This window comes from Burkholderia sp. B10 (genome assembly GCF_004368385.1).
GTDB lineage: Bacteria > Pseudomonadota > Gammaproteobacteria > Burkholderiales > Burkholderiaceae > Burkholderia > Burkholderia vietnamiensis.
This window is the reverse complement of the sequence record NZ_PQMX01000014.1, coordinates 56123-82582: the sequence shown is the minus strand read 5'-3', so window position 1 is coordinate 82582 and position 26460 is coordinate 56123. Positions and strand designations below refer to the sequence as shown.

Annotated in this window: 27 protein-coding genes; 24 read left to right on the top strand and 3 right to left on the bottom strand. The window is 68.8% G+C overall.

The features are described from left to right. Positions 1-37: 37 nt before the first annotated feature. The 20 genes from C3Y15_RS10175 (at position 38) to C3Y15_RS10080 (ending at position 18715) form a co-directional block, all read left to right on the top strand. Positions 38-1042, top strand: coding sequence for an aromatic ring-hydroxylating dioxygenase subunit alpha (locus tag C3Y15_RS10175; protein ID WP_045578272.1), 1005 nt, complete (start codon positions 38-40; stop codon positions 1040-1042). Beyond that, entirely contained in the window at positions 1039-1956 is a 918-nt protein-coding gene (locus C3Y15_RS10170; RefSeq protein ID WP_069239923.1) for a hypothetical protein, read from the top strand. Before C3Y15_RS10175 ends, C3Y15_RS10170 begins: the two co-directional genes overlap by 4 nt. A 4-nt stretch (positions 1957-1960) precedes the next feature. After that, positions 1961-3379 carry an MFS transporter gene (locus C3Y15_RS10165; protein WP_046425884.1) on the top strand — a complete coding sequence of 473 codons (1419 nt, stop codon included), beginning with the start codon at positions 1961-1963 and terminating at the stop codon, positions 3377-3379. A gap of 78 nt (positions 3380-3457) precedes the next feature. Then, entirely contained in the window at positions 3458-5257 is a 1800-nt protein-coding gene (locus C3Y15_RS10160; RefSeq protein WP_230459746.1) for a fatty acyl-AMP ligase, read from the top strand. A gap of 60 nt (positions 5258-5317) precedes the next feature. Further along, positions 5318-6277, top strand: a complete 960-nt coding sequence (locus C3Y15_RS10155) for an acyl-CoA desaturase (RefSeq protein ID WP_034194882.1) — start codon at positions 5318-5320, stop codon at positions 6275-6277. 25 nt (positions 6278-6302) lie between these two features. Then, on the top strand, positions 6303-7286 hold the full coding sequence (locus C3Y15_RS10150; protein ID WP_069239924.1) for an acyl-CoA desaturase: 984 nt from the start codon (positions 6303-6305) through the stop codon (positions 7284-7286). Between the two features lie 55 nt (positions 7287-7341). Beyond that, positions 7342-7662: an acyl carrier protein gene (locus tag C3Y15_RS10145; protein ID WP_011881349.1), complete on the top strand. Its 321-nt coding sequence runs from the start codon at positions 7342-7344 to the stop codon at positions 7660-7662. Positions 7663-7675: 13 nt separating this feature from the next. Next, complete coding sequence (locus C3Y15_RS10140) at positions 7676-8773, top strand: fatty acid desaturase (protein ID WP_011881350.1); 1098 nt, start codon at positions 7676-7678, stop codon at positions 8771-8773. Beyond that, a complete protein-coding gene (locus C3Y15_RS10135) occupies positions 8773-9696 on the top strand; it encodes an alpha/beta fold hydrolase (RefSeq protein ID WP_011881351.1) in 924 nt (307 codons plus the stop codon). The genes C3Y15_RS10140 and C3Y15_RS10135 overlap by 1 nt, the downstream gene beginning before the upstream one ends. Beyond that, positions 9693-9878, top strand: coding sequence for a rubredoxin (locus C3Y15_RS10130; protein WP_011881352.1), 186 nt, complete (start codon positions 9693-9695; stop codon positions 9876-9878). Before C3Y15_RS10135 ends, C3Y15_RS10130 begins: the two co-directional genes overlap by 4 nt. Positions 9879-10047: 169 nt before the next feature. Continuing rightward, entirely contained in the window at positions 10048-11232 is a 1185-nt protein-coding gene (locus C3Y15_RS10125; protein WP_011881353.1) for a thiolase family protein, read from the top strand. A 60-nt stretch (positions 11233-11292) separates the two neighbouring features. Then, the gene (locus tag C3Y15_RS10120; RefSeq protein ID WP_014724447.1) at positions 11293-11481 is read left to right on the top strand and encodes a hypothetical protein; all 189 of its coding nucleotides are present in this window, start codon (positions 11293-11295) and stop codon (positions 11479-11481) included. A gap of 371 nt (positions 11482-11852) precedes the next feature. Beyond that, the gene (locus tag C3Y15_RS10115) at positions 11853-13052 is read left to right on the top strand and encodes a PLP-dependent aminotransferase family protein (protein ID WP_045578268.1); all 1200 of its coding nucleotides are present in this window, start codon (positions 11853-11855) and stop codon (positions 13050-13052) included. Positions 13053-13062: 10 nt separating this feature from the next. Continuing rightward, on the top strand, positions 13063-13248 hold the full coding sequence (locus tag C3Y15_RS10110; protein WP_069224512.1) for a hypothetical protein: 186 nt from the start codon (positions 13063-13065) through the stop codon (positions 13246-13248). Between the two features lie 90 nt (positions 13249-13338). Further along, positions 13339-13935, top strand: a complete 597-nt coding sequence (locus C3Y15_RS10105) for a pyridoxamine 5'-phosphate oxidase family protein (RefSeq protein WP_059735869.1) — start codon at positions 13339-13341, stop codon at positions 13933-13935. Between the two features lie 180 nt (positions 13936-14115). Then, positions 14116-15393: an epoxide hydrolase family protein gene (locus C3Y15_RS10100; protein WP_011881357.1), complete on the top strand. Its 1278-nt coding sequence runs from the start codon at positions 14116-14118 to the stop codon at positions 15391-15393. A 246-nt stretch (positions 15394-15639) separates the two neighbouring features. After that, positions 15640-16683: an alpha/beta hydrolase gene (locus C3Y15_RS10095; protein ID WP_059735870.1), complete on the top strand. Its 1044-nt coding sequence runs from the start codon at positions 15640-15642 to the stop codon at positions 16681-16683. Continuing rightward, on the top strand, positions 16683-17207 hold the full coding sequence (locus tag C3Y15_RS10090) for a cytochrome P460 family protein (RefSeq protein ID WP_014724452.1): 525 nt from the start codon (positions 16683-16685) through the stop codon (positions 17205-17207). Before C3Y15_RS10095 ends, C3Y15_RS10090 begins: the two co-directional genes overlap by 1 nt. Positions 17208-17482: 275 nt before the next feature. Further along, positions 17483-17842, top strand: coding sequence for a DUF4148 domain-containing protein (locus C3Y15_RS10085; protein ID WP_059623070.1), 360 nt, complete (start codon positions 17483-17485; stop codon positions 17840-17842). Positions 17843-17923: 81 nt separating this feature from the next. Further along, positions 17924-18715 carry an alpha/beta hydrolase gene (locus tag C3Y15_RS10080; protein WP_069246608.1) on the top strand — a complete coding sequence of 264 codons (792 nt, stop codon included), beginning with the start codon at positions 17924-17926 and terminating at the stop codon, positions 18713-18715. 43 nt (positions 18716-18758) lie between these two features. On the opposite strand, the gene C3Y15_RS10075 is transcribed toward C3Y15_RS10080, so the two are convergent. After that, a complete protein-coding gene (locus C3Y15_RS10075) occupies positions 18759-19373 on the bottom strand; it encodes a LysE family transporter (RefSeq protein WP_059890507.1) in 615 nt (204 codons plus the stop codon). A gap of 208 nt (positions 19374-19581) precedes the next feature. On the opposite strand from C3Y15_RS10075, the gene C3Y15_RS10070 reads away from it, so the two are divergent. Continuing rightward, positions 19582-20730 (top strand): porin, encoded by a 1149-nt coding sequence (locus C3Y15_RS10070; RefSeq protein WP_014724456.1) that lies wholly within the window; start codon positions 19582-19584, stop codon positions 20728-20730. A gap of 150 nt (positions 20731-20880) precedes the next feature. Here the strand turns inward: C3Y15_RS10070 and C3Y15_RS10065 are convergent, their stop codons facing one another. Then, positions 20881-21900, bottom strand: a complete 1020-nt coding sequence (locus C3Y15_RS10065; RefSeq protein ID WP_011881364.1) for an NAD(P)-dependent alcohol dehydrogenase — start codon at positions 21898-21900, stop codon at positions 20881-20883. A gap of 126 nt (positions 21901-22026) precedes the next feature. Here C3Y15_RS10065 and C3Y15_RS10060 point away from each other — a divergent pair, with 126 nt between their 5' ends. Further along, a complete protein-coding gene (locus C3Y15_RS10060; RefSeq protein ID WP_014724458.1) occupies positions 22027-22980 on the top strand; it encodes a LysR family transcriptional regulator in 954 nt (317 codons plus the stop codon). A 163-nt stretch (positions 22981-23143) separates the two neighbouring features. Here C3Y15_RS10060 and C3Y15_RS10055 read toward each other — a convergent pair whose 3' ends face one another. Continuing rightward, positions 23144-24076 carry a LysR family transcriptional regulator gene (locus C3Y15_RS10055; RefSeq protein WP_011881366.1) on the bottom strand — a complete coding sequence of 311 codons (933 nt, stop codon included), beginning with the start codon at positions 24074-24076 and terminating at the stop codon, positions 23144-23146. 205 nt (positions 24077-24281) lie between these two features. Here C3Y15_RS10055 and C3Y15_RS10045 point away from each other — a divergent pair, with 205 nt between their 5' ends. Together C3Y15_RS10045 and C3Y15_RS10040 are read left to right on the top strand one after the other, a co-directional pair. Continuing rightward, a complete protein-coding gene (locus C3Y15_RS10045; protein WP_011881367.1) occupies positions 24282-25055 on the top strand; it encodes a putative hydro-lyase in 774 nt (257 codons plus the stop codon). A 70-nt stretch (positions 25056-25125) separates the two neighbouring features. Then, positions 25126-26433 (top strand): MFS transporter, encoded by a 1308-nt coding sequence (locus tag C3Y15_RS10040; RefSeq protein WP_059623024.1) that lies wholly within the window; start codon positions 25126-25128, stop codon positions 26431-26433. Positions 26434-26460 lie beyond the last annotated feature (27 nt).

Genomic DNA, 26460 nt, shown 5'->3' with positions numbered 1-26460 from the left:
GTGCCGCCACGTCGCCCATGTAGCAAAGAGAGGAATCATGTTTATCGAGAATGCGTGGTATGCAGCAGCACTCTCCGCGGAAGTCCAGCGCGAGCCCTTTGCCCGGACGATCCTGAACCATAAGGTCGTCATGTATCGAACCCTGGCGGACCAGGTCGTCGCGCTCGAGGATCGATGCCCGCACCGACAGGTTCCGTTGTCCCGCGGGCGCGTGGTCGGCGACGAACTCCAGTGCTGGTACCACGGGCTCAGGTACGACTGTTCCGGCGCGTGCGTCGGCATTCCGAGTCAGAGCACGATCCCGAAGGGCGCGCGCGTGCGCGCGTTCCCCGCCGTCGAGAAATACGGCTTCATCTGGCTGTGGACCGGCGACCCCGACCAGGCCGACGAGGCGGCGATTCCGAACCATTGGGTCTGCTCGGCGCCCGAGCTCGCCGGAACGATGAGCTATTGCACGATCGCGTGCAGCTACCTGTTCGGGATCGACAACATCCTCGATATTTCGCACGCCGCGTTCGTGCACGCGAAGACGCTCGGCTCGCTCGACATCGTCGAGACGCCGCCGGAAATCGTGATCGGCGAGGACGAAGTCCGCGTGCGCCGCTACTTGCGCCGCGAGAAGACGCCGCCGCTCTATACCCATATCCTGAAGCTCGACTACATCGATCGCTTCCAGGAAGTGCTCTACTGGCCCATCGGCAACACGCGGGTCGAAACGCGAGCGCACGCCTGCGACGATGCCAGCGGCCGGATCTTCCACGTCTATACGACGACGATCTTCACGCCCGCCACGGACACCACGACCCACGTATTCGTGGGCATGCACCGTGACTTCGACGTCGACAACGAGCGGTTTACCGAATTCACCGCGAAGGAGGTGTTCGCGACCGTGATGGAGGACAAGGACGTCGCGGAGAGCCTGCAGGCGAACTGGAGCCCCACGGCGCCGATGATCGACATCCAGCTCGACCGGCCGGCATTCGCCGCACGACGGATCCTGGAGCGAATGGGTGCGCGCGCATCCATTCGAGCGACGGTATGACGGCCGCGGCAACGGCGCGCCTGCCGGGCGCACCCGAACAAACGACGATGACGGCAGAGGCGGGCGCGACGATGAACGAGCCGGAACGGACGCTCTATGTGGGCGAGTTGCTGCAGGAACTCGGGATGTCGGCGCCGGACGAGGTCGCCTTGCATCATCCGATGATGTTCGGCGAAATCCTCGGTCGCGAGCGGGTCGAGCAACTCGCGGCGGCCGCCGCGGGCGTCTTTGCCGCGATCGAGCCGCAACACGCGTGGCGTGGCGCGGACATCGGCGGGCGCGAATGGCACGGCCGCTTCGAGGACCGCCAGATTCGCGGCGTGACGGTGGCGCGCAGATCCGGCACGCGCATCGAGGTCGACATTTTCCTCGGCTCGTTTCCGGCGCCGGTCCGGCGCGCGCTGTATGACGCGAGCCGGGATCTGGTCGACGTCGATGCGTGGGTATTGCCCGCCGAGGTCAACACCGCGTTGCCGCCGATTCCCGACGACGAAGTGCTGGATGCCAAGCTGCCGTTCGGCATCACCGACGAGATGTTTCTGACCAGCCCGGTGGCCTGCAAGCCGATACGCGGGCGCGCCGATGTCGAGCGCGTGTGCGGCCATTCGATCGCGGTCTATGGCGGGCGCGCGAGCGGGCCGCGTCTGTCGGCAGGTGCGATGACGCTGAGCCTGTGGACCGGCGAGGTCGGCGGGCTGCCGTTGGAAGTAGCCAACGTCATCTGCTGGGAAGACGAGCGCAACGTCAGGAGCATGGCAATGGCGATGCGCCCGTGGCCGGTCGTCGCGCTGTTCCAGGCGCGGATGCGGGCACGGACGCTGCCGTTTCTCGACCCGTCGTATTTCGAAGCGGACGCCGAACCCGAATCCGCATCGGGCGACGGCGTGACGCGCGCCCAGCTTCGCGAGGTATAAGGCCATGAGCGCACCCAGCGTGCCCGCTTCGCAGGCGCAGCCGAATTCGATTTCGCCGTGGCCGGTTTTCTGGATCGCGAGCGTCGCGGTGTTTCTGGTTTCGATCGACGTCACCGTGCTCTACGCGGCGTTTCCCGCGTTGCGACGGGCGTTTCCCGGCGCTGATTCGGGCGGCCTGTCGTGGGTGCTGAACGCCTACACGCTGGTGTTCGCCGCGTTGCTCGTGCCGGCCGGCCGCCTGGCCGACCTGTGCGGGCGCAAGCGGATGTTCCTGCTCGGGCTCGCGATGTTCGTCGGCGGATCGTTCGGCTGCGGGATCGCCTCGCGCATCGAGATGCTGTGGATGATGCGCGCGGTGCAGGGCGCGGGCGCGGCGCTGTTGCTGCCTGCCTCGCTGTCGATCCTGCTGGCGGCGTTCCCCGTCACCAAACGGGCGATCGCCGTGAGCCTGTGGGGCGCGGTCAGCGGCGTGGCCGGCGCATTGGGGCCGAGCGTCGGCTCGTTCCTGGTCGATCGCTTCGGCTGGCCGTGGGCGTTCTTTCTCAATCTGCCGCTCGGCGCGCTCGCGCTCTGGCAAGGATGGCGCGTGCTCGACGAGTCGCGTGACCCCGAGCGGGGCGCGCCGCTCGATCTGGTCGGCGTCGTCCTGCTGATCGTCGGCGTCGGCGCGATCGCGTTCGGGCTGGTGCAATCGGAAGCGCTTGGCTGGGCGTCGCCGAAGGTGGCGCTCGCGATCGCGGGCGGGCTCGCGATACTGGCCGCGTTCGTCGCGTGGGCGCGCACGGCCCGTGCGCCTGCGATCGATCTGTCGCTGTTCCAGGATCGCACTTACCGCTACATCAATCTGGCGTCGCTGTGCTTCGCGATCGGCTTCGCGATGATGTTCTTCCAGACGTTTCTGTTCACCACGGGCGTCTGGTCGTACTCGCTGACGCGCGCCGGGCTGGCCGGCACCCCAGGGCCGCTGCTCGTCGTGCCGACGGCGATCGTCTGCGGCCGGTTCGCGGCGCGCGCGGGGCACCGGCTTCTGCTGGTGACGGGAAGCCTGATCTCCATGGCGGCAAGCCTGTGGTTCGCGCTGGTGCCCGGCGTCACGCCCGACTATCTGCATGCCTGGCTGCCGGGCGCGCTGCTGACCGGGCTGGGCGTCGGGATGGTCATGCCTTCATTGTCGGCTGCCGCGGTTGCGCATCTGCCGCCCGCGCGGTTCGGCGTCGGCTCGGCCGTGAATCAGGCGATACGCCAGATGGGATCGGTGTTCGGCGTGGCGCTGACGGTCGCCATCACCGGCAATGCGATCACGCGGCTCGCCGAATTCCACACGCTCTGTTACCTGCAGATCGCGCTCGCGCTGGCGACGGCGATCCTGTGCGCGCCGGTGGATACGCGACCGCGCGTGCTCGCCTCCGCGGCGGCGCGTTGAGGGCGGCGCCGCGTTCGGCCCGGCGCCGGGCATGACGATTTGATCGAAACAATACGAAACCGATTATCCGAGGGTCTCATGATGGCCGGTAGCATTCCTCCCTCCGCTCTGCTGGCGGAGCGCACGACCTCGTCGCTGCTCCATGTGCTTCGCGAGCGTGCCGAGCACACGCCGGAGCGCGTCGCGTTCCATTTTCTGCGCGACGGCGAGGACGACGTCGCGAGCTGGTCCTACGGCCAGTTCGCCGCCGCTGCGGCCCACGTGCGCGATCTGCTCGTGCAGCACGCGCTGCACGAACGCCGCGTATTGCTGGTGCTGGAACCAGGTCTCGGTTACGTCGCGGCGCTGTTCGGAATCCTGCTGGCGGGCGCCACCGCGGTGCCTTCGTTTCCGCCGGCCGGCTCCCGCGCCGTGGCGCGTTTCGCGTCGATCTGCCGCGACGCCCGTCCCGACGTGGTGATCGCCGGCAAGCAGCATCGCTCGCTGCAACAGGAGCTCGACCGGCTGCACGACGGCGCGCGCGTCGCGCCGGCGTTGCTGACGATCGACGAGCATGCTTTCGACGCCATCGACGCATCGGCGCACGACTTCGGGCGCGTGCTGGAGCAGGGCCTCGATCTGGAGCGGCCGGCGCTGCTGCAGTACACGTCGGGATCGACGGGCGAGCCGAAGGGCGTCGTCGTCACGCACCGGAATCTCGTCAGCAACTGCGCGGTGATCGCCGAGCGGCTCGGCGCCGATCCGGAGCGCGTCGGCTGCACGTGGCTGCCGCCGTATCACGACATGGGCCTGATGGGCGCGCTGCTGCTCGCGGTGTTCAGCGGCTTTCCGCTCGTGATCCTGTCGCCGCAGCATTTCGTTCAGCGTCCGTATCGCTGGCTCAAGGCGATCAGCGACTACCGCGTGACCACCAGCGTCGCGCCGAATTTCGCGTTCGACCTATGCGTCGACCACATCAGCGACGAAGAAGCCGCCACGCTCGATCTCGGCTCGCTGCAGCACGTGTTCTGCGGCGCGGAGCCGGTGAGCCACGCGACGCTCGAGCGCTTCGCCGCGCGCTTCGGCCGGCATGGCTTCGAGCGCCGCGCCGTGGTGCCGTGCTACGGAATGGCGGAGGCGACGCTCTACGTGTCCGGCAAGCCCGGCCGTTCGCCGATCACGCTGATCGACGTCGACAAGGAGGCGCTCGCCCGCGGCCAGTGCGTGCCGCACGACGCGCAATCCGACCTGCTCGGGTGCACGACGCTGGTGGGCTGCGGGCCCGTGGCGGCCGGCCATCGGCTGCTGATCGTCGATCCTGCGACGAAGCGCGTGCTGCCGGAGCGCAGCATCGGCGAAATCTGGTTCAGCGGTCCGAACGTCGCTGCCGGCTATCTCGGCCGCGCGGACAGCGACGACGTGTTCGCGGCGGCGCTCTGCGACGAACGCGGCGACGCCGATTCGGCGCGCTACCTCCGCACCGGCGATCTCGGCTTTCTGAACCACGGCGAGCTGTTCGTCACGGGCCGGATCAAGGACGTCGTGATCGTCGCCGGGCGCAACCTCTATCCGACCGACATCGAAGGATCGGTGCAGGCCGCGCACGATGCGATCCGAACCAACGGCGTGGTGGCGTTTTCGATCGACGGCGGCCCGCGGGAGTCGCTCGTCATCGTTGCGGAGCTCAAGCGCTCGCGCCGTCTGAGCCCCGAGCAAATGGGCGAAGTGCGAGCGGCGATCACGCTGGCGGTCACGCGCGATCACGGCGTGGCGCCGGCGGTCGTGCACCTGGGGCCGATGGGCGCGATTCCGCTCACGACCAGCGGCAAGGTGCGCAGGCAAGCGTGCAAGCAGGCGTTCCAGCAAGGCAGCCTGAGCACGCTCGAGGCCCGCGCCTGAGCCGTTCGCCGCTTCCGCATTCCCGATTTCCATTGTCGCTGTCTTTCTTCGGAGCCAGTCATGGCTGAAGCAGATCTCTCGTCGTCGCGAACACCCGCGACCGCCCGTGCGGCCGACGCCGACACCGACTCGCGCGCGCGCCGGCTCGCTTATCTGACCGTCGGCGTTCCCGCGCTCGGTTTCGTGCTCGCGATTGCCTACACGTGGACATACGGCGTGCGCGCCACCGACTTCATCCTGCTCGCGGTGATGTATTTCTCGACCGCGATCGGCGTCGAAACCGGCATGCACCGTTACTTCTCACACCGTGCGTTCAAGGGACGGCCGATCGTCACCGTGATGCTCGGCGTATTCGGCAGCATGGCCGCCCAGGGGCCGATCCTGTTCTGGGCCGCGACGCACCGCATGCACCACGCGTTCACCGATCAGGACGGCGATCCTCATTCGCCGCTGCCGCGCGCGAACCGCCACGGCCAACCGAGCCGGCTCGCGGGCCTTTGGCACGGTCACGTGGGCTGGCTGTTCAGCGTGCGCCGCGAGAACTGGAGCGCGTATGCCGCGGACCTGCTGCGCGACCGCCTGATCGTCAATCTCAATCTGCGCTATGGGTGGTGGGTGCTGCTCGGCCTAGCGCTGCCCGCGCTGGCGGGCGCGTTGCTCGCGCCGGCCGGGCAGGCCTTGACCGGCGCCGTCGGCGGTTTCCTGTGGGGCGGGCTCGCACGGATCTTCCTGCTCGATCAGTCGACCTGGGCCGTCAATTCGCTGTGCCACACCATCGGCACCCGCCCGCACGCGACGCGCGACCACAGCCGCAATCTGGGCCTGCTCGCGATCGTCTCGGTGGGCGGCGCGTGGCACAACAACCATCACGCACAGCCGGCCTTCGCCAACAACGATCACGCGTTCTGGCAGCTCGATCCTTCCGCCTGGGTCATCCGCTTGCTCGACGCGCTGGGGCTCGTCACGGAGGTGCGCTATGCGCCCAAGCGCCGCGCGACGGCTCCTTCAATTTCGCCGTAATCCTGTTTAGCGTCTGGAGATTCCTATGAATTCGTCGATTCAGGTTGCACCCGGCGTGACTGCCGCAGGCGGGCTGTCGGCCGCCGACGGGCAGATCCCCGGTGTTTCGCCGCTGCTGGGCAGCGGGGCGCGCGTCAAACGCCTGACCGCCCTGGCCGTGATGCTGGTGCCGCTGGCCGGCTTCGCGCTGGCGGTACGCCAGCTCGTGCTGGGCGAGTTCGCCGCCACCGATCTCGTGCTGTTCGCGGTGTTCTATTTTCTGCACATGGGCGGGATCACGATGGGCTTCCATCGGTATCTCGCGCACAAGACGTTCCGCACGTCGAAGTGGTTCGAAGGGCTGCTGCTGATCTGCGGGTCGATGGCCGCGCAAGGACCGATCATGTTCTGGGTGACGACGCACCGCCGACATCACCTGTACAGCGATCAGCAAGGCGATCCGCATTCGCCGAATCTGGCCGGCAAGGGCCTGTTCGCGAAGCTGCGCGGCCTCTGGTATGCGCACATGCCGTGGATGCTGGCCCCCGACGTCTCGGGCTGGACCTTCTTCGCGCCCGACGTGCTGCGCGATCGCCGCCTGTTCTTCTATCACCGCACCTACGCCTGGTGGATCGTGCTCGGCCTCGTGCTGCCGGCCGCGATCGGCGGCGCCGTCGCCGGCTCGTGGCTCGGCGCATGGAACGGCCTGCTGTTCGGCGGATTGGCGCGCATCTTCGTGGCCAACCAGGCCGCGTGGTGCGTGGGGTCCGTGTGCCACATGTTCGGCGGCCGGCCGTTCAAGACCGGGGACAACAGCGCGAACAACTGGACGGTCGCCGTATTCACGTTCGGCGAAGGCCTGCAGAACAACCACCACGCATTCCCCGCGTCATACCGCCATTCGGTGAAGTGGTACGAGCCGGATCTGAGCGCCTGGGTGCTGTGGACGCTCGGCAAGCTCGGCGTCGTGCGCGATCTGCGTCAGCCGACGCCGGCGGCGATCCGCAAGCTCGCCAAGCAGCCGTATTGAAGCTAGTTGCCGTCGTCATTCAGTTCATCTCCCTCGTACGGAAGGATTAATCATCATGTCTCAAGCTGGAATCCTGGGCGGCCTGTTCGGCCGCAAGAAGGCGGTGGCCGCCGATGTCGGGCCGCTGACCGAAGCGTCGATCCGCAACTGGTTGATCGACCGGCTCGCCAAGCAGCTGAAGCTCGAGCGCGCCGCGATCGATCCCGCCAAGCGCTTCGACGAGTACGGGCTCGATTCGATCGTCGCCGTGCAGGTGTCGGGCGATCTGGAGAAGGTGGTCGAGCAGCGGCTGTCCCCGGCGCTGCTGTTCGAACACAACAGCATCGACGAGCTGGCGCGCCACCTGTCGACCGAGCTCGGTCTGCAAGCGGCGTAAGCGGGAGATCGACATGGCGAAAACCTATACGGTCCCCAGCGCGCCGCCGGCGCGTTTCGACGAATTCATGCAGAAGTCGAAGTCGCTCGAGGGCGTGCGGCTGACCGATGCGATTCCGAAATCCCTCTACGAGCCGCGCGTATGGCGCGGCATTCTCGGCTTCGTGGTGAGCTATGCGGCGTATATCGGCGCGCTCGTCGGCATCGCTTACGCGCCGCACTGGTTGTTCTACGTTCCGCTGTGGCTGCTGGCCGGCCTGGGCGGCTGGGGGCTGCATTGCATCGCGCACGATTGCGGGCACAACTCGTTTTCGCGCGTCCGATGGTTCAACCTGGCGATCGGGCACCTGTCGCTTCTGCCGCTGCTGTATCCGTTCCACGCGTGGCGCCACACGCACAACCTGCACCACGCGAATACCAACAACCTCGAGCTCGATACCGACTGGCGGCCGATTCCCGCGCCGCTTTACGATCGCATGCCGCTGTTGAAGCGGCTCGAGTACGCCGGCACCCGCAAGTGGCTGTTCTGGGCCGGCACGGTGAGCTACTGGAAGGAATCGGGCTTCCGTCCGGGCTTCTATCCGAAGCGCGAGATGCGGCGCGACGTGAAACGCTCGATCGCGTTCGTCCTGTTCGCGTCCGCGCTCTATTTCCCGGCGCTCATCTACTTCACCGGCATCACCGGCCTGTTCCTGTACTTCGTCGTGCCCTGGTTGATGATTCATGCGTGGTTCAGCGCCACGACGCTGATGCATCACACGTCGGACGAGATCCCGTTCCTGCCGTCGCAGCACTGGACGCCGAACGCCAGCCGCTTGCTGGTGACGACCGACTACCGGTATCCGAAGTGGCTGCACTTCATGACGCACAACATCTCGGTGCATACGGCGCACCACGTCGCGCCGATCGTGCCGTTCTACAACCTGCCGAAGGCGCAGGCGGCGCTCAAGCAGGCGTTTCCGGGAATGATCCGCGAAAAGGATTTCTCCTTCGGCGATCTGTGGCACGTGATCGGTCACTGCCATTTCTACGACACCGAGTCGGGTTACTACCGCAGCCTGTCCCGGGAGGCCGTGCCGGTCGGCGCGCGTGCGGCGGCGGAGGGCCGGTGATGGCGGCAGCGAACCCTACCGACGTCTCGCCGCTCGCGCGGCGCAAGGCCCGGAAGCCGTCGTGGCGCGTTCGGCTCGGCCGTCGTGCGCTGCGCGTGCTGACGACCTTCGCGCCGCACGCCGCGGGGCGCCGGGCGGCCGACACGTTCGGCTTCACGCGCGGCTACGGGCTGCCCGTCAGCGACCGCGTGCCGCTCGGTGCGAAGGAGGCGTCCATCGACGGCAACGCGGACATCGACCGCGCCTATCACTGGGAGGGCGGCGCATCGCGCGTGCTGCTCGTGCATGGCTGGGGCACCGACAGCAGCAGCATGCTGAGCTTCGTGAAGCCGATGCAGTCGCTCGGCTTCTCGGTGGCCGCGTTCGACGCGCCCGCGCATGGCCGTTCGCCGGGCAAGCATACGACGATGACGCAGTTCACCCGCGCGACGGGTGCGGTGCTGGATGCGATCGAAGGCGCGCAGGTGGTGATTGCGCATTCGCTCGGCTCGATCGCGGCCGTCTCGGCGCTGGCCGAGCGCTCGCGCCGCGCGTCGTTGCGCTGCCTCGTGCTGATCGCCCCCACCAGCGGCCTGACCGAGGTGCTGGAGCGCTGGGCCAGCCGCGACATGGCATTTCCGCGCCCGGTGGTCGAGCGCATCTATGCGGAGCTGCAGCTGCGCAACGGCGTGCCGGTCAGTCACTGGGATCTGCTCGCGCGCGGCGCGTCGCTCGACGTCCCGGTATTGGTGGTGCACGACCCGGCCGATTCGGTGGTGCCGTACTGCGAGGCGCAGCGCGTCGTGGCCGGGCTGCCGGACGCGACGCTGTGGCCGGCGCCGGGCGCCGGGCACGGCCGCATCCTGTCGGATGCGAGGGTACGCGAGCAGGTGCGCGAATTCGTGACGCGACAGACGTCGAACCTGGGAGAGATGGCGAGATGAGCACGACGGCGGTAGAGATGCGCACGCTGATGTGTCTGGTGTGCGGCTGGATTTATTCGGAACGGCACGGTGCGCCGGAAGACGGCATTGCACCGGGCACGCGCTGGGAAGACATTCCGGCCAAATGGAAGTGTCCCGAGTGCGGCGTCGGCAAGGAGGACTTCGAAATGGTCTCGATCTGACGCGATGGCGGGGCGCGCGTCGCCCCGCCACCGGTGCGTGCGTCGGCACACGAGAACGCTTTGCGAACGTGCCGGGCATGCGAATGCATGCGTTCCTTTCCCGCAAGCGCCGCGTCGAGTTGCGGCGGCATCCGTCCCGCATGAAGCGGGCTTTGAATGGAGTGTTGAAATGGTTGCTCGACAGGTAGTGATCTGCAGTCCCGTCCGGACGCCAATCGGCGCGTTCGGCGGCACGTTGAAGGACGTTGCGGCGACGGCGCTCGGCGCGGCCGCGTTGCGCGAAGCGGTGCGTCGCAGCGAGATCGATCCGGCGGAGCTGGCGTCGGTCGTGATGGGCAACGTCGTGCAGGCCGGCAACAAGATGAATCCCGCGCGTCAGGCGGCCGTCGCGGGCGGCATTCCCGTGACCGTGCCCGCGCTGACGGTCAATCGCGTGTGCGGCTCCGGTGCGCAGGCCATCGCGAATGCGGCGCAGGACATCTGGCTCGGCTTCGGCGAGGTTGCGGCGGCAGGCGGAATGGAGAACATGGACGGCGCGCCGTATCTGCTCGGCGGCGGCCGTTGGGGCTATCGGATGGGCAATGCCGAGATCGCCGACAGCATGCTCGTGGATGGCCTCGTCGATGCGTTCTCCAACCTGCATTCGGGATGGCACACGGAAGACCTCGTCGCGATGAAGGGGATCACGCGCGAGCAGCAGGACCGCTGGGCGGAACGTTCGCAACGGCGCTTCGCCGACGCGCAGGCGCGTGGGGCATTCGACGCCGAACTGGTGGCGGTCGAGGTCGCGGGGCGCAAGCAGACCGTCCGATTCGAGCGCGACGAGCAGCCGCGCCCGGACACGAACTTCGAGTCGCTTGCGAGGCTGAAGCCCGCATTTCGCGCTGACGGCACCATCACCGCCGGCAATGCGCCCGGCCTGAACAGCGGTGCGGCGGCGATGATCGTGGCCGAGCGGCGTTATGCCGAGACGCGCGGCATCGAGCCGATCGCCACGCTCGTCTCGTACGGCGTGGGGGCGGTCGAGCCGGGCCTGTTCGGACTCGGGCCGGTGCCGGCAGTGAAGATGGCGCTCGCGCGTGCCGGGTGGTCGATGAACGACGTCGAGCGGTTCGAGATCAACGAGGCCTTTGCCGCCGTGCCGATCGCGGTCGCGCGCGAGCTCGGCATCGACGAAGAGCGGATCAACGTCGAAGGCGGCGCGATCGCGCACGGTCACGCGATCGGCGCGACCGGTGCCGTCCTGACCACCCGTCTTGCACATTCGATGCGCCGCGACGGCATCAAGCGCGGCATCGTGACCTTGTGCATCGGCGGCGGCCAGGGCATCGCTCTCGCGCTCGAAGCCGTCTGACGGCAGCCCGGCCGCGACGACGGCCGGCAGCGTCCGGACCATCAGGATCACGGAGAAGACATGGACGAGCGTTCAGCACTGGAAGACCTGAGTGCCCTTGCCGCGACCGGGCATACGACGGCGCATGCCGAGCTTGCGCGCAAATGGTTGGCCCATTTCGGGGCCGACCGCGTGCAGGACCTCGACCTCGGCATGCTCGAGGCGATTGCCTGCTATGTCCGCGACGGCATAGCGCCGCCGCACGGATAGCGCACGCTTGCCGGCGGCCGGGGCACGGCGCGCCTTGCCGATGCTGCGTCGTGGTGCGTACCGCTGACGATGCGGCGAGCTCGCGCCGTGGCCCGGCCGGCCGTGGCGTCGCCGGTGGCAGCTTGCCCGACGGCCGGCCGCACACGTCCGTCAGAGCGGCCGGGCCTTGCTTCGCAACGCCGCAAGGCGCGCGTTCCCCGCGCGCCAATTGATGACCAAACCGCAAGACCTAGTGCGTAGATATCGTTTGCCGCAGCGTTAATGACTGTCGACAATCGTGGCTCGAATTCCCCGCGGCGTGCGCCACGCGCGCCGCGGCGCGCGGCCCCGGCGGCTATCCCGGCCGTCGCCGCCATCCAGCTCACGACGACATGTACGCGTTCACGCCTTCCTTCCAGAATCCCGCCGGTTCGCCGATCCGCGAGCTGTTCAAATACCTGTCCGAGCCGGGGATGATCTCGTTCGCGGGCGGCTACCCGGCCAGCGAGCTGTTCGACGTCGACGGCCTGAACGCGGCCGCCGAGCGTGCGTACGCGCAGCCGGTCCGCTGCCTGCAATACGGCCCGACCGACGGCCTCGCCGAACTGAAGCAGCAGCTGATCGCATTGATGGCGCGCCGCAACGTGGCCTGCACGCCGGCCGAGCTGCTCGTCACGACCGGCTCGCAGCAGGGCCTCGACCTGCTGCTGCGCGTGATGGTCGCGCCCGGCGACGTCGTGCTGACCGAACAGCCGGCATACCCGGCGACGCTCGCGGCGCTGCGTCTGCAACAAGCGCACGTCGTGACGATTCCCGTCGACGGCCATGGCCTCGACGTCGAACGCCTCGCGTCGCAGCTCGAAGCCGGCGCGATTGCGCGGCCGAAGCTGCTGTACACCGTCCCGACCTTCGCGAACCCGACCGGCGCGACGCTCAGCCGCGAGCGGCGCATGAAGCTGCTGCGTCTCGCGGTGCAATACCGTTTCCTGATCGTCGAGGACGATCCGTACGGCGATCTGCGCTTCGCGGGCGAAGCGGTCCCGTCCATGCTGGCGCTCGCGAGCGAAGTCGACGGCGCACGCGACTGGATCGTGCACTTCGCGAGCCTGTCGAAGATCGTCGCGCCGGGGCTGCGCGTCGGCTGGACCATCGCGCCGCCCGAGATCGCGCGGCGTTGCGTGATCGCGAAGCAGACGGTCGACCTGTGCAGCACGCCGTGGACGCAGGCGACCGCCGCCGAGTATCTGGCCGACGGTGCGCTCGAACGCCATCTGCCGCGCATCACGGCCGCCTACCGGCGCAAATGCGACGCGCTGTGCGACGCACTGCGCGACGGTTTCGGCGCGGCGATCGCCTTCCATCGCCCCGAAGGCGGAATGTTCGTGTGGGCGCGGCTCGGCGACGTGTCGTCCGACGCGCTGCTGCAACGCGCCATCGCGAACCAGGTCGTGTTCGTGCCGGGCAAGGCGTTCTTCGCGGACCACGTCGACGCCGCATCGCTGCGCCTGTCGTTCGCCGCGCCGGACGTCGACGCGATCCGGGAAGGCGTCGCGCGCCTCGTGCGCGCGTATCGCGCGGCGCTCGCCGCGTGAGGCGGCCTCGATGAGCATCGTCACCGACGGCGTCGGATCGACCGGCGCCGCGCCGGTCGTCGCCGCTATCGGGCCGGCCGCGCATCGGTCGTCGCAGATCGGCGCAGGGCCGCAGTACGTCGCGGACGTGCTCGGCCGCTTCGCCGCGGAGCCGGGCGACACGACCGCGGCGACCGTGGTGCGCGGCTACAACTGAGCCGCCCGGCGCACCGCGGCTCACGCGGGAAGCGCGCCGGCGGATCGGTTAAGCTGGCGCGATCGAATTCCTCAACCGCGCCGCGCCATCATGTCCGTTCCAGCTGCCGACTCGCTCGCGCACGTCTACGACCGTCTGTGGTCCTGCCTCGAATCCGGCGTCGGGCCGCAGCGCTCGCCGTTCACGATGGTGCAGGCCGCGACGCTCGGCGTCGACGGTGCGCCGAAGGTGCGCACCGTCGTGCTGCGACAGGCGAGCCGTGCGGAGCAGCGGCTGTCGTTCCACACCGATGCACGTTCGGACAAGGTCGCGGAGCTGCGCCGCGATCCGCGCATCGCGATCGTCGCGGCCGATCTCGATGTGCTCGTGCAGATCCGTGTCGAAGGCATCGCGTCGATCTGCGACGACGACGCGCGGCGCCGCGCGATCTGGGCGTCGAGCCGTCCGCATACGCTGCTGTTGTATCGCGCGCCGCTGCGGCCCGGCACGCCGATCGACGCGCCCGGGCACGCGCATGTCGCGCCGGCTCCCAGCACGGCATCCGCCGCCGACGGCTACGCGAACTTCTGCGTGCTCGACGTCGCCGTGACGCGCATCGACTGGCTCGACCTCGCGCGCAGCGGCCATCGCCGTGCGCTGTTCGAGCTGCACGACGACGGCTACGACGGGCGCTGGGTCGCACCTTGACCGCACCTTGACCGCGCCGCGCGGCGCACGGCTACAAACGCATACGTACCGGACAAACTCGCGATACATCGGACCTTTCAAATGGGCGACGCCGCACGACCGCGTGCGCCCGCTCGACAGACGGCGCGCCGGCGCGCGCGGCATGTTCACTTTCCACTTCAAGAAAGGAGATGCCGAACGATGTCTTCCACACCTTTTTCCCCGCTGCGTCGCCATCTGCTGGCGTCCTCCATGGCAGCCGGCGTATCGGCGATGCTGCCCACCGCGCTGCACGCGGCCACGGGCAACACCGGCATACGGCCGTTTACCGCTCGCATTCCCGAGCGGGCGCTGACCGACCTGCGCCGCCGCATCGCGGCGACGCGCTGGCCCGGCCGCGAGACGGTCGCCGACGAATCGCAGGGCGTGCGGCTCGCGCGCATGCAGGCGCTGCTGCAGTACTGGGGCAGCGACTACGACTGGCGCAAGGGCGAAGCGCGGCTGAACGGCTTCCCGATGTTCATCACCGAGATCGACGGGCTCGACATCCACTTCATCCACGTGCGGTCGCGGCACGCGAACGCGCTGCCGATGATCATGACGCACGGCTGGCCGGGCTCGGTGTTCGAGCTGGTGAAGGCGATCGGCCCGCTGACCGACCCGACCGCGCACGGCGCGAGCGCCGACGATGCATTTCACGTCGTCGTGCCGTCGCTGCCGGGCTTCGGCTTCTCGGGCCATCCGGCGAAGCCCGGCTGGGGCTCCGACCACATCGCGCGCGCCTGGGGTGAACTGATGGCGCGCCTCGGCTACACGCGCTTCGTGTCGCAGGGCGGCGACTGCGGCTCGGTGATCTCGCACCGGATGGCGATGCAGCGCGTGCAGGGGCTCGTCGGGATTCACGTGAACATGCCGGCGACGGTTCCGCCCGACATCGCGGCGCTGCTGCAGACCGACGCGCCGGCGCCGGCGTCGCTGTCGGCGAAGGAGCGGGCCGCCTACGAGCAGCTCGCGACGTTCTATCGCGACAACACCGGCTATTCGGCGATGATGGTCACGCGTCCGCAGACGGTCGGCTATGCGCTCGCCGATTCGCCGTCGGGGCAGGCCGCGTGGATGTACGACAAGATCTCGCAGTGGACCTACAGCGGCGGCGTGCCCGAACGGTCGATCCCGCGCGACGAGATTCTCGACGACATTTCGCTGTACTGGCTGACCAACTCGGCGACGTCCTCCGCTCAGATCTACTGGGAGGATCACTCCAACAACTTCAATGCGGTGGACCTCTCGCTGCCGGCCGCGATCACCGTGTTCCCCGGCGAGATCTATCAGGCGCCGCGGAGCTGGGCCGAGCGCGCGTATCACGACCTGATCTACTTCAACGAAGTCGACAAGGGCGGCCACTTCGCGGCATGGGAGGAGCCGGAGCTGTTCGCCCGCGAGGTGCGCGCCGGATTCCGGCCGTTGCGGCGCGCTTGAGCGCGGCGGCTGCCGGCCTCGACGTCGGCGGGCCGCCCGTGCGGCCCGCATCGTGCCGCGGCGCCCGCAATTTTGAATCGCCTTGTGTCATCCGCAATTGCAGATACGTTGGGATACAAACCGTCGCGGCCGCTCGGATATAACGTCGGTCAAGCGTTCGGCCCGACCGCGGCCCGCTCCCAACACCGTTCCGGATGCCCGCCCGCGCGGGCTCTTTTCTTAGCGATCGACCCTGGAGAACGAGTCATGTCTGAAACCGTCAATACCCGTCGCCGCCTGCTGCTCGGTACGACCCTCGCCAGCCTGACCCTCGCGGATCTCGGCTTCGGCTCGCCGGCGCAGGCGCAACCCGCGCCCGATGCATCGGCGGCGAGCGGTGCGGCCGGCACCGCGTCGCTCGGCACGATCCACCAGATCGACGCGGGCCTGCTGAACGTCGGGTATGCGGATCTCGGCCCGAGGAGCGGCCCCGTCGTGTTCCTGCTGCACGGCTGGCCGTACGACATCTACAGCTACGCGGACGTCGCGCCGCGGCTGACGGCGGCCGGCTATCGCGTGATCGTTCCGTATCTGCGCGGCTACGGATCGACGACGTTCCGCTCGGCCGACACGATGCGCAACGGCCAGCAGGCGGTGACGGCCGTCGACGTCGTCGCGCTGATGGACGCGCTGAAGATCGACCGCGCGGTGTTCGGCGGCTACGACTGGGGCGCGCGCACGGCCGACGTCATCGCGGCGCTGTGGCCGCAGCGCGTGAAGGCGCTGGTGTCGGTGAGCGGCTATCTGATCGGCAGCCAGGCCGCGAACGAGAAGCCGTTGCCGCCGCAGGCCGAGCTGCAGTGGTGGTATCAGTTCTACTTCGCGACCGAGCGCGGCGCGCTCGGCTACGCGCAGAACCGCGACGCGTTCAACAAGCTGATCTGGCAGCTCGCGTCGCCGCAGTGGAAGTTCTCCGACGAGACGTTCGCGCGCAGCGCGGCCGCGTTCGACAACCCCGACCACGTCGCCGTCGTGATCCACAACTATCGCTGGCGGCTCGGGCTCGCGCAGGGCGAGGCGCAATACGACGACATCGAGCGACGCCTCGCGGCCGGCCCGACGATCGCGGTGCCGACCATCACGATGGAGGGCGACGCGAACGGCGCGCCGCATCCGCAACCGGCCGCGTATGCGAAGAAGTTCACCGGCAAGTACCAGCACCGTACGATCACCGGCGGCATCGGCCACAACCTGCCGCAGGAAGCGCCGCAGGCGTTCGCCGAGGCGATCCTGCACGTGGAGCATCTGTGATGCGCGCGCGTGCGGCGGTGCGCAGTGCGGCCCGTTGCGTGCTGGCGGCGGGCGTGCTGCTGGCCATCGCCAGCGGCCCGTTCGCGTTCGCCGAGCGGCCGAAGCCGGCCGCGTCGCCGCTCTACGGCGTGACGATTCCGCCCGGCTACCGCAAGTGGGAGATGGTCGCGCCGGCCGAGGAAGCGGCGCCGCTCGACGAACTGCGCGTGGTGCTCGGCAACCCCGTCGCGATGCGCGCGCTCGAGCGTTCGACGCTGCCGTTCCCGGACGGCACGATCCTCGTGAAGCTCGCGTACAAGCGCAAGCAGTCAGACGAGTTCGCGCCGGCCACGGTGCCCGGCCAGGCGACGACCGTGCAGGTGATGGTGAAGGATTCGCGGCGCTATGCGGCGACCGGCGGCTGGGGTTTCGGGCGCTTCATCGACGGCGTGCCGGCCGATCTTGGGCAGCACCAGACGTGCTTCGCGTGTCATCAGGCGCGCGTGAAGAACCACGACTACGTGTTCACGCGGCTCGCGCCTTGACGCGACCCGTCGCGCCCGGTGGGCGCAGTTCGACGAAGGCGTGCCGCGCGCGGCACGCCTTTTTTCATCGTGGCGCGCGATGCGTCGTCCGACCGTTTTGTATCGCACTGTATCGGGCGCCGTCGTGGAAACGTCTGCTTGCACGGCACGGGGGGTTCGGAAACATGCCGGATACGTGAGCGGGTTCTACTGTCGACATGCAGCAAGCGTTCGGTGGCACGCGCAGGATCGCCGCCCCCATGATCGACCGACCCACCTTGTTCAAGGAGAACACCATGAAAGCCGCCCGAATCCTCGCCGTCGCCGTCCTCGCCGCCATCCCCGCGTTGTCGTTCGCCGCTCCCGGCCAAGGTCTCACGCGCGCCGACGTGCGCGCCGAGCTGATCCGCCTCGAGCACGCCGGATACAACCCGGCAGGCAGCGAAGCGCATTACCCGGACGACATCGAAGCCGCGCAGCGCGTGCTGGCCGCGCAGCAGGTCGCACGCTCCGACCAGAACGGCCCGTCGAAGTCGCAGGACGACCAGACCGCCGCGCTCGCGCCGGCCGCCCGCTACGAAGCAGCCGACACGCACGCGGCACGCGCTGCGCGCAACCCGCGCCCGGACACCGACGATCTGTACGCGCATTCGTGATGCGCGGCCGCGCCTGCGTCACGCCGGCGCGACATCACCGCACTTCATCCAGTCGACGACACGAAGCAAAGGAGCATGACGATGTTGGGTATGACGAAACGGCTGCTGCTGTCCGCGGCGGTGCTGGCAGGACTGTCCGGCGCGGTCGCGGCGCACGCGGCACCGAAGCAGGACTTGAAAGGAACCAACGTCGTGCTCGCGCACGGCGCGTTCGCCGACGGCTCGAGCTGGAGCCGCGTGATTCCGCTGCTCGAAGCGCGCGGCCTGCATGTGGTCGCGGTACAGAATCCGCTGAGTTCGCTCGCCGACGACACGGCCGCGACCCGTCGCGCCATCGACGCGCAGACGGGGCCGGTCGTGCTGGTCGGCCATTCGTGGGCCGGCGTCGTGATCAGTGAGGCGGGCAACGACGCCAAGGTGAAGTCGCTCGTCTACGTCGCCGCGTTCGCGCCGGACGACGGCCAGTCGATCGCCGACGTCACGCAGGGGCTGCCCGCGCCCGCGTGGGCCGGCGAGCTGCGCAAGGACGCGGCCGGCTTCACGACGCTGTCGGACCGCGCGATCGCGCAGGACTTCGCGCCGGACCTGTCGCCCGCGCAGCAGCGCGTGGTCGCGGCGACGCAGGGGCCGTGGTACGGAGGCTGCCTTTCGGAGAAGGTGACGCAGGCCGCGTGGCATGCGAAGCCGTCGTCGTTCGTCGTCACGACACAGGACCGGATGATCGATCCGAAGCTGCAGGACGCGATGGCGAAGCGGATCGGCGCGACGGTCACGCACGTGCGCGCGAGCCACGTCGCGATGCTGAGCCAGCCGAAGGCGGTGGCCGATGCGATCATCGCGGCCGCCGAGCGCGCGCAGCACGATGCACGATGAATGACGCGGCGCCGCGCGTGCCGCCGCGCGATCGTGCGGCCGCTCAGCGCCCGGCCAGCATCTTCCCGCCGACCCCCATCAGCAGCAGCCCGGCCGTCGTATCGAGCGCGGCCTTGCGCGCGACCAGCAGGCGGCGCACCGCCGGGTGCGACGCGAGCAGCGCCATCGCGCCGTACCAGGTGCCGGAGATCGCGATCGACAGCGCGACGACCGCGCCGTCGAACCATGCCGACGCCTGGGCCGGGACCATCAACGCGAAGATGCTGCCGTAGAACGCGACGGCCTTCGGGTTCGTCATGCTGACCACATAGCCTTTTCTCGCGGCCTGCCAGCCGCCCGCCGTTGCGGGCGCGGCGGGCGCTGCCGGCTGGCCGGCGGCTAGCACCATTTTCAGACCGAGCCAGATCAGATAGAGGGCGCCCGCGAGCCGCAGCGCCGTGTGCACCCATGCAACGTGGGTCACGAGCAGGCTCAGGCCGCCGATCGCGATCGCGGCCCAGCTGCCGGATGCGGCGGCGAGGCCCAGCGCGGTCATCACGCCGGCGCGGCGCCGGGCGAGCGCGGTCGACGTGACGACGACGAAGTTCGGGCCCGGGCTGGCGACACTCAGCAGCAGGACGCCGGCGAGCGGCAGCAGGGCGGTGGCGGCGGTCGACATGGGATGGGCGGCGAATCGGAGCGGGCTTTCATCTTACAGAATGCCGCCCGACGATCTGCGCGATTGTTGACGAAGTTGGAAAGGTCCAATCCAGAAACAGCAATAGGTGTCGCGTATATGACCGATTATTCTCCGGGTCGCAGTTCCGGCCACGCGCGCAAATGCTGTCGGAGTGCTTACAAAATTAATTTGCTCAGGGAGGCCTTTCATGAGACGTATCGTCGTTCCCGCCGGTATCGGCGCGATTTTCGCTATTGCAGCACCTTCCGCGTTCGCGCAGAGTTCGGTCACGTTGTACGGCCTCGTCGATACGGCCATCCGTTATCAGACGAATGCCGCACCCGACGGCAAGGACCTGATCGGCATGACGGTCGGCCCGGAAACGCACAGCCGCTGGGGCTTGCGCGGCAGTGAGGATCTCGGCGGCGGCCTGGCCGCGATCTTCCGTCTCGAGAACGGCTTCGAACTCGGCGACGGCAAGCTGCACGTCGCGAACACGCTGTTCAGCCGGCAGGCGTACGTCGGGCTGTCGAGCGACCGCTACGGCGCGCTGACGTTCGGTAACCAGTACGCGCCGGTGTACGACACGATGGGCGACATCTTCGACCCGATGACCGTCGGCGATTACTGGCAGGACAGCTGGGCCTACAACGGGATCGGCAACTTCCTGACCGTGCAGAACTCGGTCAAGTACAAGTTCGCGTACCGCGGCTTCAGCGTCGATGCGATCTACGGCTTCGGCAATCATGCCGGCGCGATGGGCCTCGACAGCACCTACGGCGTCGAACTGACCTATGCGCAAGGGCCTGCATCGGTCAACGCCGGCTATCAGCAGACCTCGGTGTCGTCGCTGAACGGCAGCGCGGTCAACGGCGCGAAGGTGAGCTTCCTGCACCTGAGCGGCGCGTACCAGATCACGCCGACCGTGCGCCTGCTCGCGGGCTGGCTGCATGGCCAGGACAAGACCGGCACGACCGACTTCAACATGCAGCAGTCGGGCGCACCGACGCTCAACGGAAGCAGCCCGAACCGGATCGACGACACGTTCTACGTCGGCGCGAACTGGCAGGCCACCGCGCCGCTGCTGATCACGGTCGCCGGCTACTACGGCCACGCGCGCAACGCGGAGCGGCTCGACGGCACGCTCGGCTCCGGCATCAACTACTCGGCGACCGTGCTGGCCGAGTACTCGCTGTCGAAGCACACCGAGGTGTACGGTACGGTCGACTTCGCGCGCGGCAACGGCGCGTTCGCGGCCGATTACCCGGGCGCGACGAACCGGCTGACGGGCAAGGTCGACCAGATCGGCCGGACCAACAACGTCGGCGCCGCGATCGGCCTGCGTCAGATGTTCTGACGACGGCGTGCACGACGCATGAAACGAAACGCGGCGCCCGAGGGCGCCGCGTTTTGCTTTGGGCGTGGGCAGGGCCGGCGCGGCCGCGATCGCGCCGACCGCGACGATCGGACGGACGACGGTTGCCACGGCTGCCCGCACCGTCACGCCTTACGACGCGACGCGAATCACCACCTTGCCGAAGTGCTGCCCGGACTGCAGGTACGCGTACGCGTGCGGCGCTTCATCGAAGCCGAACACGCGATCGACCACCGGCTTGATCCGTTGCGCGTCGACCACGCGCACGACGTCGTCGAGCATCGCGCGGCTGCCGACCATCAAGCCGTGCAGCCGCCGCAAGCCGCCGATCAGCGACAGCAGCCCGAGCTCCGGACCGCCGAAGCTGCTGAGGCCGCCGATCACCGACACGGTGCCGCCGATCTTCGTCGCGGCGACCGAGCGCGGCAGCGTATCGCGGCCGCCGACTTCGACGACCAGATCCGCACCGTCGCCGCCGGTGAGCCGCAGGACTTCGTGCTGCCAGTCGGGTATCGCCCGGTAGTTGATGGTTGCGTCCGCACCGAGTGCGCGGGCGCGTTCGAGCTTCGCGTCGCTCGACGACGTGACGATCGTGCGCAGCCCGGCCGCGTGCGCGAGCTGCAGCGCGACGATCGACACCCCGCCGGTGCCGAGCAGCACGACGGTCGCGCCCGGCCGCAGCGCGCCGTCGACGAACAGTGCGTTCCACGCGGTGATGCCCGCACACGACAGCGTCGCCGCTTCGTCGTAGTCCAGATGTGGCGGAATCGCGACGAGCGCGGCTTCGTCGGACACGAACCGTTCCGCGAGCACGCCGTCGAATTGCGCGCCCGGCGAACCCGATACCTTGTGCGGCGTCGGCGGCCCGTCGATCCAGCGCGGAAAGTAGCTGTTGATCACGCGGTCGCCCGGCTTGAAGCGGGTGACGTCGCGGCCCGTTTCGACGACTTCGCCGGCGCCGTCGGCGACGGGGATCAGCGCGTCGGTGCCGATGCCGAGATAGTCGCCGCGCGCGAACATCAGGTCGCGATAGTTCAATGAGGCCGAGTGGATCTTCACGACGACGTCGGTCGGCCCGACGGCGCGCGCGGTCGCGTCGATGCGGCGTAGCCCGGCAATGCCGTCGCCCGGTTTGACTTGCCATGCGTGCATGTCGACTCCTTTTTCGAGATAGTCGGGACTATCATAGTGTCGCGCACGGGGACGCATTGGCGAGAATTCGGCCGACGATTGTCGCCTGCAAGGACACAACCCGTCATCGCATCGGAGCGGAGCCGCATGGACGAACGACTGAGAGGCGTCGCGGAATTTGTCGACGTGGTGGAATCAGGCAGCTTCGCGGCGGCGGCGCTGCGCGCCGGCAAGACGCGCTCGGCCGTCGCGAAGATCGTCGCGCGGCTCGAACAGCGTCTCGGCGCGCGCCTGCTGCGACGCACGACACGCCAGCTCGGGCTCACCGACGAAGGGCTCATCTATTACGAGCAGTGTCGCCGGCTGCTGGCGGAGCTGGGCGAAACGGAGGCCGCGCTCGACGCGGGCCGCCGCGAGCCGGCCGGGCGCGTGCGCATCAGCGTGCCCGTGCTGTTCGGCCGACAGTGCGTGGCGCCCGTGGTGCGGCGTCTGGTCGAGCGGTATCCGAAGCTCGAAGTCGATCTGTCGTTCAGCGATCGCATCGCCGATCTCGTCAACGACGGTTTCGACGTGGCGGTGCGCATCGGCGAGCTGGCCGATACGAGCGCGCTCGTCGGCCGGAAGCTCGGCGTGCAGCGGATGGGCATCTGCGCATCGCCGGCGTATCTGTCGCGGCACGGCAGGCCGTCGGGGCTCGACGAACTCGCGTCGCACGTCGGCATCGCGTATTCGCGCGGCGGGCAGCCGTCGCCGTGGCGCGTCATCGGCGCCGACGGCACGGTGCGGGAGCATCGCCCGGCCGGCCGCCTGCGGCTGGACGACCTGCTGGCGATCGCCGACGCGGCCGCCGCCGGCGCGGGCCTCGCCTGGCTGCCGTGCTGGCTGATGGCGCCGTACGTGCGCGACGGGCGCCTCGCGCTCGTGATGGACAGCGACAGCGTGTCGGGCGCGGAGGTGTTCGCGGTGCGGCCGGCGTCGCGCCACGTACCGTCGAAGGTGCGTGTCGTCGTCGATGCGCTCGTCGACGAGATTCCGCAGATGCTCGCGTCCGACGACGCCGACGGAGAACGCGCGCCGCGACGCGCGAGCCGCACGCGGTAGCCACGGCGCACGTACGCCAGCACGATGCGCGGGCGCGAGCATTCGGCTATCGGCGAAAGCGCGTGGGCGTACGCGGATGGCCGCGCATGGCGGTTGCGGCAACCGGCTCGTATCCGGCGATGCCCGACCTCGTTGAGCGCAAGAGCAGTGACCCGTCACCGCGTCACAGCGCTTCCACCAGCAACCGGTTGCTGTTCCCGCAATACTCATGACACGCGGCGCGCGCGGCGATCGACGCGCCGTGCACGAACTTCGGCGCATCCGCGCGCCGTGACATCGACACCACGATCGACGGGGGCAACGGCTGCAGCGGCAGCTCGACCACCTCGCCGCGCTCGATCAGCGCATCGACGAACAGCACCGGAATCGCCGCGACGCCGAACCCGTCGCGCACCAGCTGCACGATGACCGAGATCGACGGCGAGCCGGTGATGCGCGTCTCCGACAGCGGCACGCCGTGCGCGTGCGCGAGCGTGCGCACGATGTCCTCGAGCGCGCGATGCGGCGCGGTCCCGCGCCCGTAGGTGAGGATCGGCTGACGCAGCACCTGCCGCGCGAGGCCCGTGCGCGTGTTCGGCAGCAGCCCCGCGCGGGCGATCCAGCGCACCGGATAGTTCGCGAGCGCGTCGCACACCACCGACGGCTCGTCGCTGCCTTCCACCCGAATGATCAGATCGAGCTCGCCGGCCATCAGCCGGCGCTGCAGCACGACGCTGACGTCGACGGTCAGGTCGACCTCCAGTTGCGGATAGTCGGCGGCGAGCCGGCGCAGGTAGTGCGGCAGCCAGCTGTGCACGACCGTCTCGATCACGCCGAGCCGCAGCTTGCCGCGCAACGCGCTGTCGCCGGCCGCGGCCGCCTGCAGCTCCTGCGTCGCGGCGACGACGGCCTTCGCGTAGCCGAGCAGGTATTCGCCGTGCGCGGTGAGGCGGAATTCGCGGCTGTCGCGGTCGACGAGCACCGTCTGCAACTCGTCCTCGAGCGCCTTCACGCGCTGCGAGATCGCGGCCGGCGTCGCATGCAGCGCAGCCGCCGTGGTGCGGAAGCTGCGCAGCTTCGCGAGCGTGACGAAGGTTTCGAGAAAGCGCGTGTTCATGGGCGATCGGTGGACGTGGGACGCGCAGCTTGCCGGTGAAGAAAACTGAACGGGATCGGGGAAGACCCCGATACGCGTTAAGGAATTCTATACACCGGCAGCAAAAAAACTCGTTGGCCGGCCAATTTTTTCTTTCCTATTCTTCGCCGTATCCGCTGACGCAAGCGCGTCATCCCGACCACCGACCGATCTTCAGAGCACCTACATGACCCCTTCAGAATTCCGCCGGTCCGTACGCAGCGGCGCGTTCCGCGGCCCGACGGCCGGCCAGTGCGGGCCGTTCGCGCAGGCGAACCTCGCCATCCTGCCGAACGCGCATGCGCACGATTTCCTGCGCTTCTGTCATGCGAATCCGAAGGCGTGTCCGCTGCTGGGTGTCGGCGAGCCGGGCGCGTTCCGGGTCGACGTGCTCGGCGCGGATCTCGACGTGCGCACCGACGTGCCGAGCTACAACGTGTACCGCGACGGCCGGCTGACCGAGCGCGTCGATTCGCTCGAAGCGCTGTGGCGCGACGATTTCGTCGTGTTCGCGATCGGCTGCTCGTTCTCGTTCGAGGACATGCTCGCACGCGAAGGGATCGCGCTGCGCCATATCGAAGAAGGCCGCAACGTGCCGATGTACCGCACGTCGATTCCGAACCGCCGGGCGGGCATCTTCGGCGGCCAGCTGGTCGTGTCGATGCGCCCGCTGCGCGGCGCCGACGCGATTCGCGCGGTGCAGATCACGAGCCGCTTTCCCGGCGTGCACGGCGCGCCCATCCATATCGGCCATCCGCGGGCGTTGGGCATCGCCGATCTCGGCGCGCCCGATTTCGGCGACGCGGTGACGGTGCGCGACGACGAGCTGCCGGTGTTCTGGGCGTGCGGCGTGACGCCGCAAACCGCGCTGATGGAAGCGAAGCTGCCGCTCGCGATCGCGCATACGCCCGGCTACATGCTGATCACCGACATGACGAACGCGTCGCTCGCGGTGTTCTGAGCCGGCGTCCGCCGGCGCGACTTACCCGACGCGCATCGACCGAACCGCACACTTCGACAGGAGCTTCACCATGGAAAGCAAGACGCTCGCGGCGCCCGCCGCCGATCCGACGGGCCCCGCACGCAACGACAACGGCCTGTTCGGATGGTATGCGCACGCGCAGCCGCGCGAGCGCCGCGCGTTCTGGAGCTGCAAGGTCGGCTACATGCTCGACGGGATGGACACGCAGATGCTGTCGTTCGTGATCCCGACGCTCGTCGCGACGTGGGGCATTTCGCTCGCGGACGCCGGCTTCATCGGCACGATGACGCTGCTCGCATCGGCGCTCGGCGGCTGGCTCGCGGGCATCCTGTCGGACCGGATCGGCCGCGTGCGCACGCTGCAGCTGACCGTGCTGTGGTTCGCGGTGTTCACCGCAATGTGCGGGCTCGCGCAGAACTACTCGCAGCTGCTCGCGGCGCGCGCGCTGATGGGCTTCGGCTTCGGCGGCGAATGGACGGCCGGCGCGGTGCTGATCGGCGAAGTGATCCGCGCGCGCGACCGCGGCAAGGCGGTCGGGCTCGTGCAGTCGGGCTGGGCGATCGGCTGGGGCCTGGCGGCGCTGCTGTATGCGCTGCTGTTCTCGGTGCTGCCGGCCGAGCAGGCATGGCGCGCGCTGTTCCTCGTCGGCCTCGCGCCCGCGCTGCTGGTGGTCGTGATCCGTCGCTACGTGAAGGAGCCGGACGTCTACGAAAAGGAGAAGGCCGCGCAGCGCGCGACCGACGCGCCGCGCCTCACCGAAATCTTCGCGCCGAAGCTGCTGTCGACCACGCTGCGCGCGGCGCTGCTGACCACCGGCGCGCAGGGTGGCTATTACGCGATCACGACGTGGCTGCCGACGTTCCTGAAGACCGAGCGGCACCTGACCGTGATGGGCACGGGCGGCTATCTCGCGACGATCATCGTCGGCTCGTGGATCGGCTATCTGACGAGCGCCTACCTGACCGACCGTCTCGGCCGCAAGCCGAACTTCATCCTGTTCGCGCTCGGCTCGATGGTGATCGCATTCGCCTACACGTCGCCGGCGCTGCATCTGACGAACACGTCGATGCTGTGGCTCGGCTTTCCGCTCGGCTTCTTCGCGTCGGGCATCTTCTCCGGGATGGGCGCGTTCCTCACCGAGCTGTTCCCGACCCGCGTGCGCGGCTCGGGGCAGGGCTTCTGCTACAACGTCGGCCGCGCAGTCGGCGCGCTGTTTCCGTTCCTGATCGGCGCGCTGTCGAAGCACTACGGGCTCGGCGCGAGCATCGGCATCTTCGCGGTCGCCGCGTACGGCGTGTTGATCGTCGCCGCGCTGACGCTGCCCGAAACGCGCGGCCGCGAACTCGACGCCGCGTAAGCGCACCGCGCCCGCCGCTTCACCTTC

Excerpts from the sequence above, each read along its gene's own strand:
- C3Y15_RS10175 (WP_045578272.1), top strand. The coding sequence starts at position 38 with ATGTTTATCGAGAATGCGTGGTATGCAGCAGCACTCTCCGCGGAAGTC.
- C3Y15_RS10170 (WP_069239923.1), top strand. The coding sequence starts at position 1,039 with ATGACGGCCGCGGCAACGGCGCGCCTGCCGGGCGCACCCGAACAAACG.
- C3Y15_RS10165 (WP_046425884.1), top strand. The coding sequence starts at position 1,961 with ATGAGCGCACCCAGCGTGCCCGCTTCGCAGGCGCAGCCGAATTCGATT.
- C3Y15_RS10160 (WP_230459746.1), top strand. The coding sequence starts at position 3,458 with ATGATGGCCGGTAGCATTCCTCCCTCCGCTCTGCTGGCGGAGCGCACG.
- C3Y15_RS10155 (WP_034194882.1), top strand. The coding sequence starts at position 5,318 with ATGGCTGAAGCAGATCTCTCGTCGTCGCGAACACCCGCGACCGCCCGT.
- C3Y15_RS10150 (WP_069239924.1), top strand. The coding sequence starts at position 6,303 with ATGAATTCGTCGATTCAGGTTGCACCCGGCGTGACTGCCGCAGGCGGG.
- C3Y15_RS10145 (WP_011881349.1), top strand. The coding sequence starts at position 7,342 with ATGTCTCAAGCTGGAATCCTGGGCGGCCTGTTCGGCCGCAAGAAGGCG.
- C3Y15_RS10140 (WP_011881350.1), top strand. The coding sequence starts at position 7,676 with ATGGCGAAAACCTATACGGTCCCCAGCGCGCCGCCGGCGCGTTTCGAC.
- C3Y15_RS10135 (WP_011881351.1), top strand. The coding sequence starts at position 8,773 with ATGGCGGCAGCGAACCCTACCGACGTCTCGCCGCTCGCGCGGCGCAAG.
- C3Y15_RS10130 (WP_011881352.1), top strand. The coding sequence starts at position 9,693 with ATGAGCACGACGGCGGTAGAGATGCGCACGCTGATGTGTCTGGTGTGC.
- C3Y15_RS10125 (WP_011881353.1), top strand. The coding sequence starts at position 10,048 with ATGGTTGCTCGACAGGTAGTGATCTGCAGTCCCGTCCGGACGCCAATC.
- C3Y15_RS10120 (WP_014724447.1), top strand. The coding sequence starts at position 11,293 with ATGGACGAGCGTTCAGCACTGGAAGACCTGAGTGCCCTTGCCGCGACC.
- C3Y15_RS10115 (WP_045578268.1), top strand. The coding sequence starts at position 11,853 with ATGTACGCGTTCACGCCTTCCTTCCAGAATCCCGCCGGTTCGCCGATC.
- C3Y15_RS10110 (WP_069224512.1), top strand. The coding sequence starts at position 13,063 with ATGAGCATCGTCACCGACGGCGTCGGATCGACCGGCGCCGCGCCGGTC.
- C3Y15_RS10105 (WP_059735869.1), top strand. The coding sequence starts at position 13,339 with ATGTCCGTTCCAGCTGCCGACTCGCTCGCGCACGTCTACGACCGTCTG.
- C3Y15_RS10100 (WP_011881357.1), top strand. The coding sequence starts at position 14,116 with ATGTCTTCCACACCTTTTTCCCCGCTGCGTCGCCATCTGCTGGCGTCC.
- C3Y15_RS10095 (WP_059735870.1), top strand. The coding sequence starts at position 15,640 with ATGTCTGAAACCGTCAATACCCGTCGCCGCCTGCTGCTCGGTACGACC.
- C3Y15_RS10090 (WP_014724452.1), top strand. The coding sequence starts at position 16,683 with ATGCGCGCGCGTGCGGCGGTGCGCAGTGCGGCCCGTTGCGTGCTGGCG.
- C3Y15_RS10085 (WP_059623070.1), top strand. The coding sequence starts at position 17,483 with ATGAAAGCCGCCCGAATCCTCGCCGTCGCCGTCCTCGCCGCCATCCCC.
- C3Y15_RS10080 (WP_069246608.1), top strand. The coding sequence starts at position 17,924 with ATGTTGGGTATGACGAAACGGCTGCTGCTGTCCGCGGCGGTGCTGGCA.
- C3Y15_RS10075 (WP_059890507.1), bottom strand. The coding sequence starts at position 19,373 with ATGTCGACCGCCGCCACCGCCCTGCTGCCGCTCGCCGGCGTCCTGCTG.
- C3Y15_RS10070 (WP_014724456.1), top strand. The coding sequence starts at position 19,582 with ATGAGACGTATCGTCGTTCCCGCCGGTATCGGCGCGATTTTCGCTATT.
- C3Y15_RS10065 (WP_011881364.1), bottom strand. The coding sequence starts at position 21,900 with ATGCACGCATGGCAAGTCAAACCGGGCGACGGCATTGCCGGGCTACGC.
- C3Y15_RS10060 (WP_014724458.1), top strand. The coding sequence starts at position 22,027 with ATGGACGAACGACTGAGAGGCGTCGCGGAATTTGTCGACGTGGTGGAA.
- C3Y15_RS10055 (WP_011881366.1), bottom strand. The coding sequence starts at position 24,076 with ATGAACACGCGCTTTCTCGAAACCTTCGTCACGCTCGCGAAGCTGCGC.
- C3Y15_RS10045 (WP_011881367.1), top strand. The coding sequence starts at position 24,282 with ATGACCCCTTCAGAATTCCGCCGGTCCGTACGCAGCGGCGCGTTCCGC.
- C3Y15_RS10040 (WP_059623024.1), top strand. The coding sequence starts at position 25,126 with ATGGAAAGCAAGACGCTCGCGGCGCCCGCCGCCGATCCGACGGGCCCC.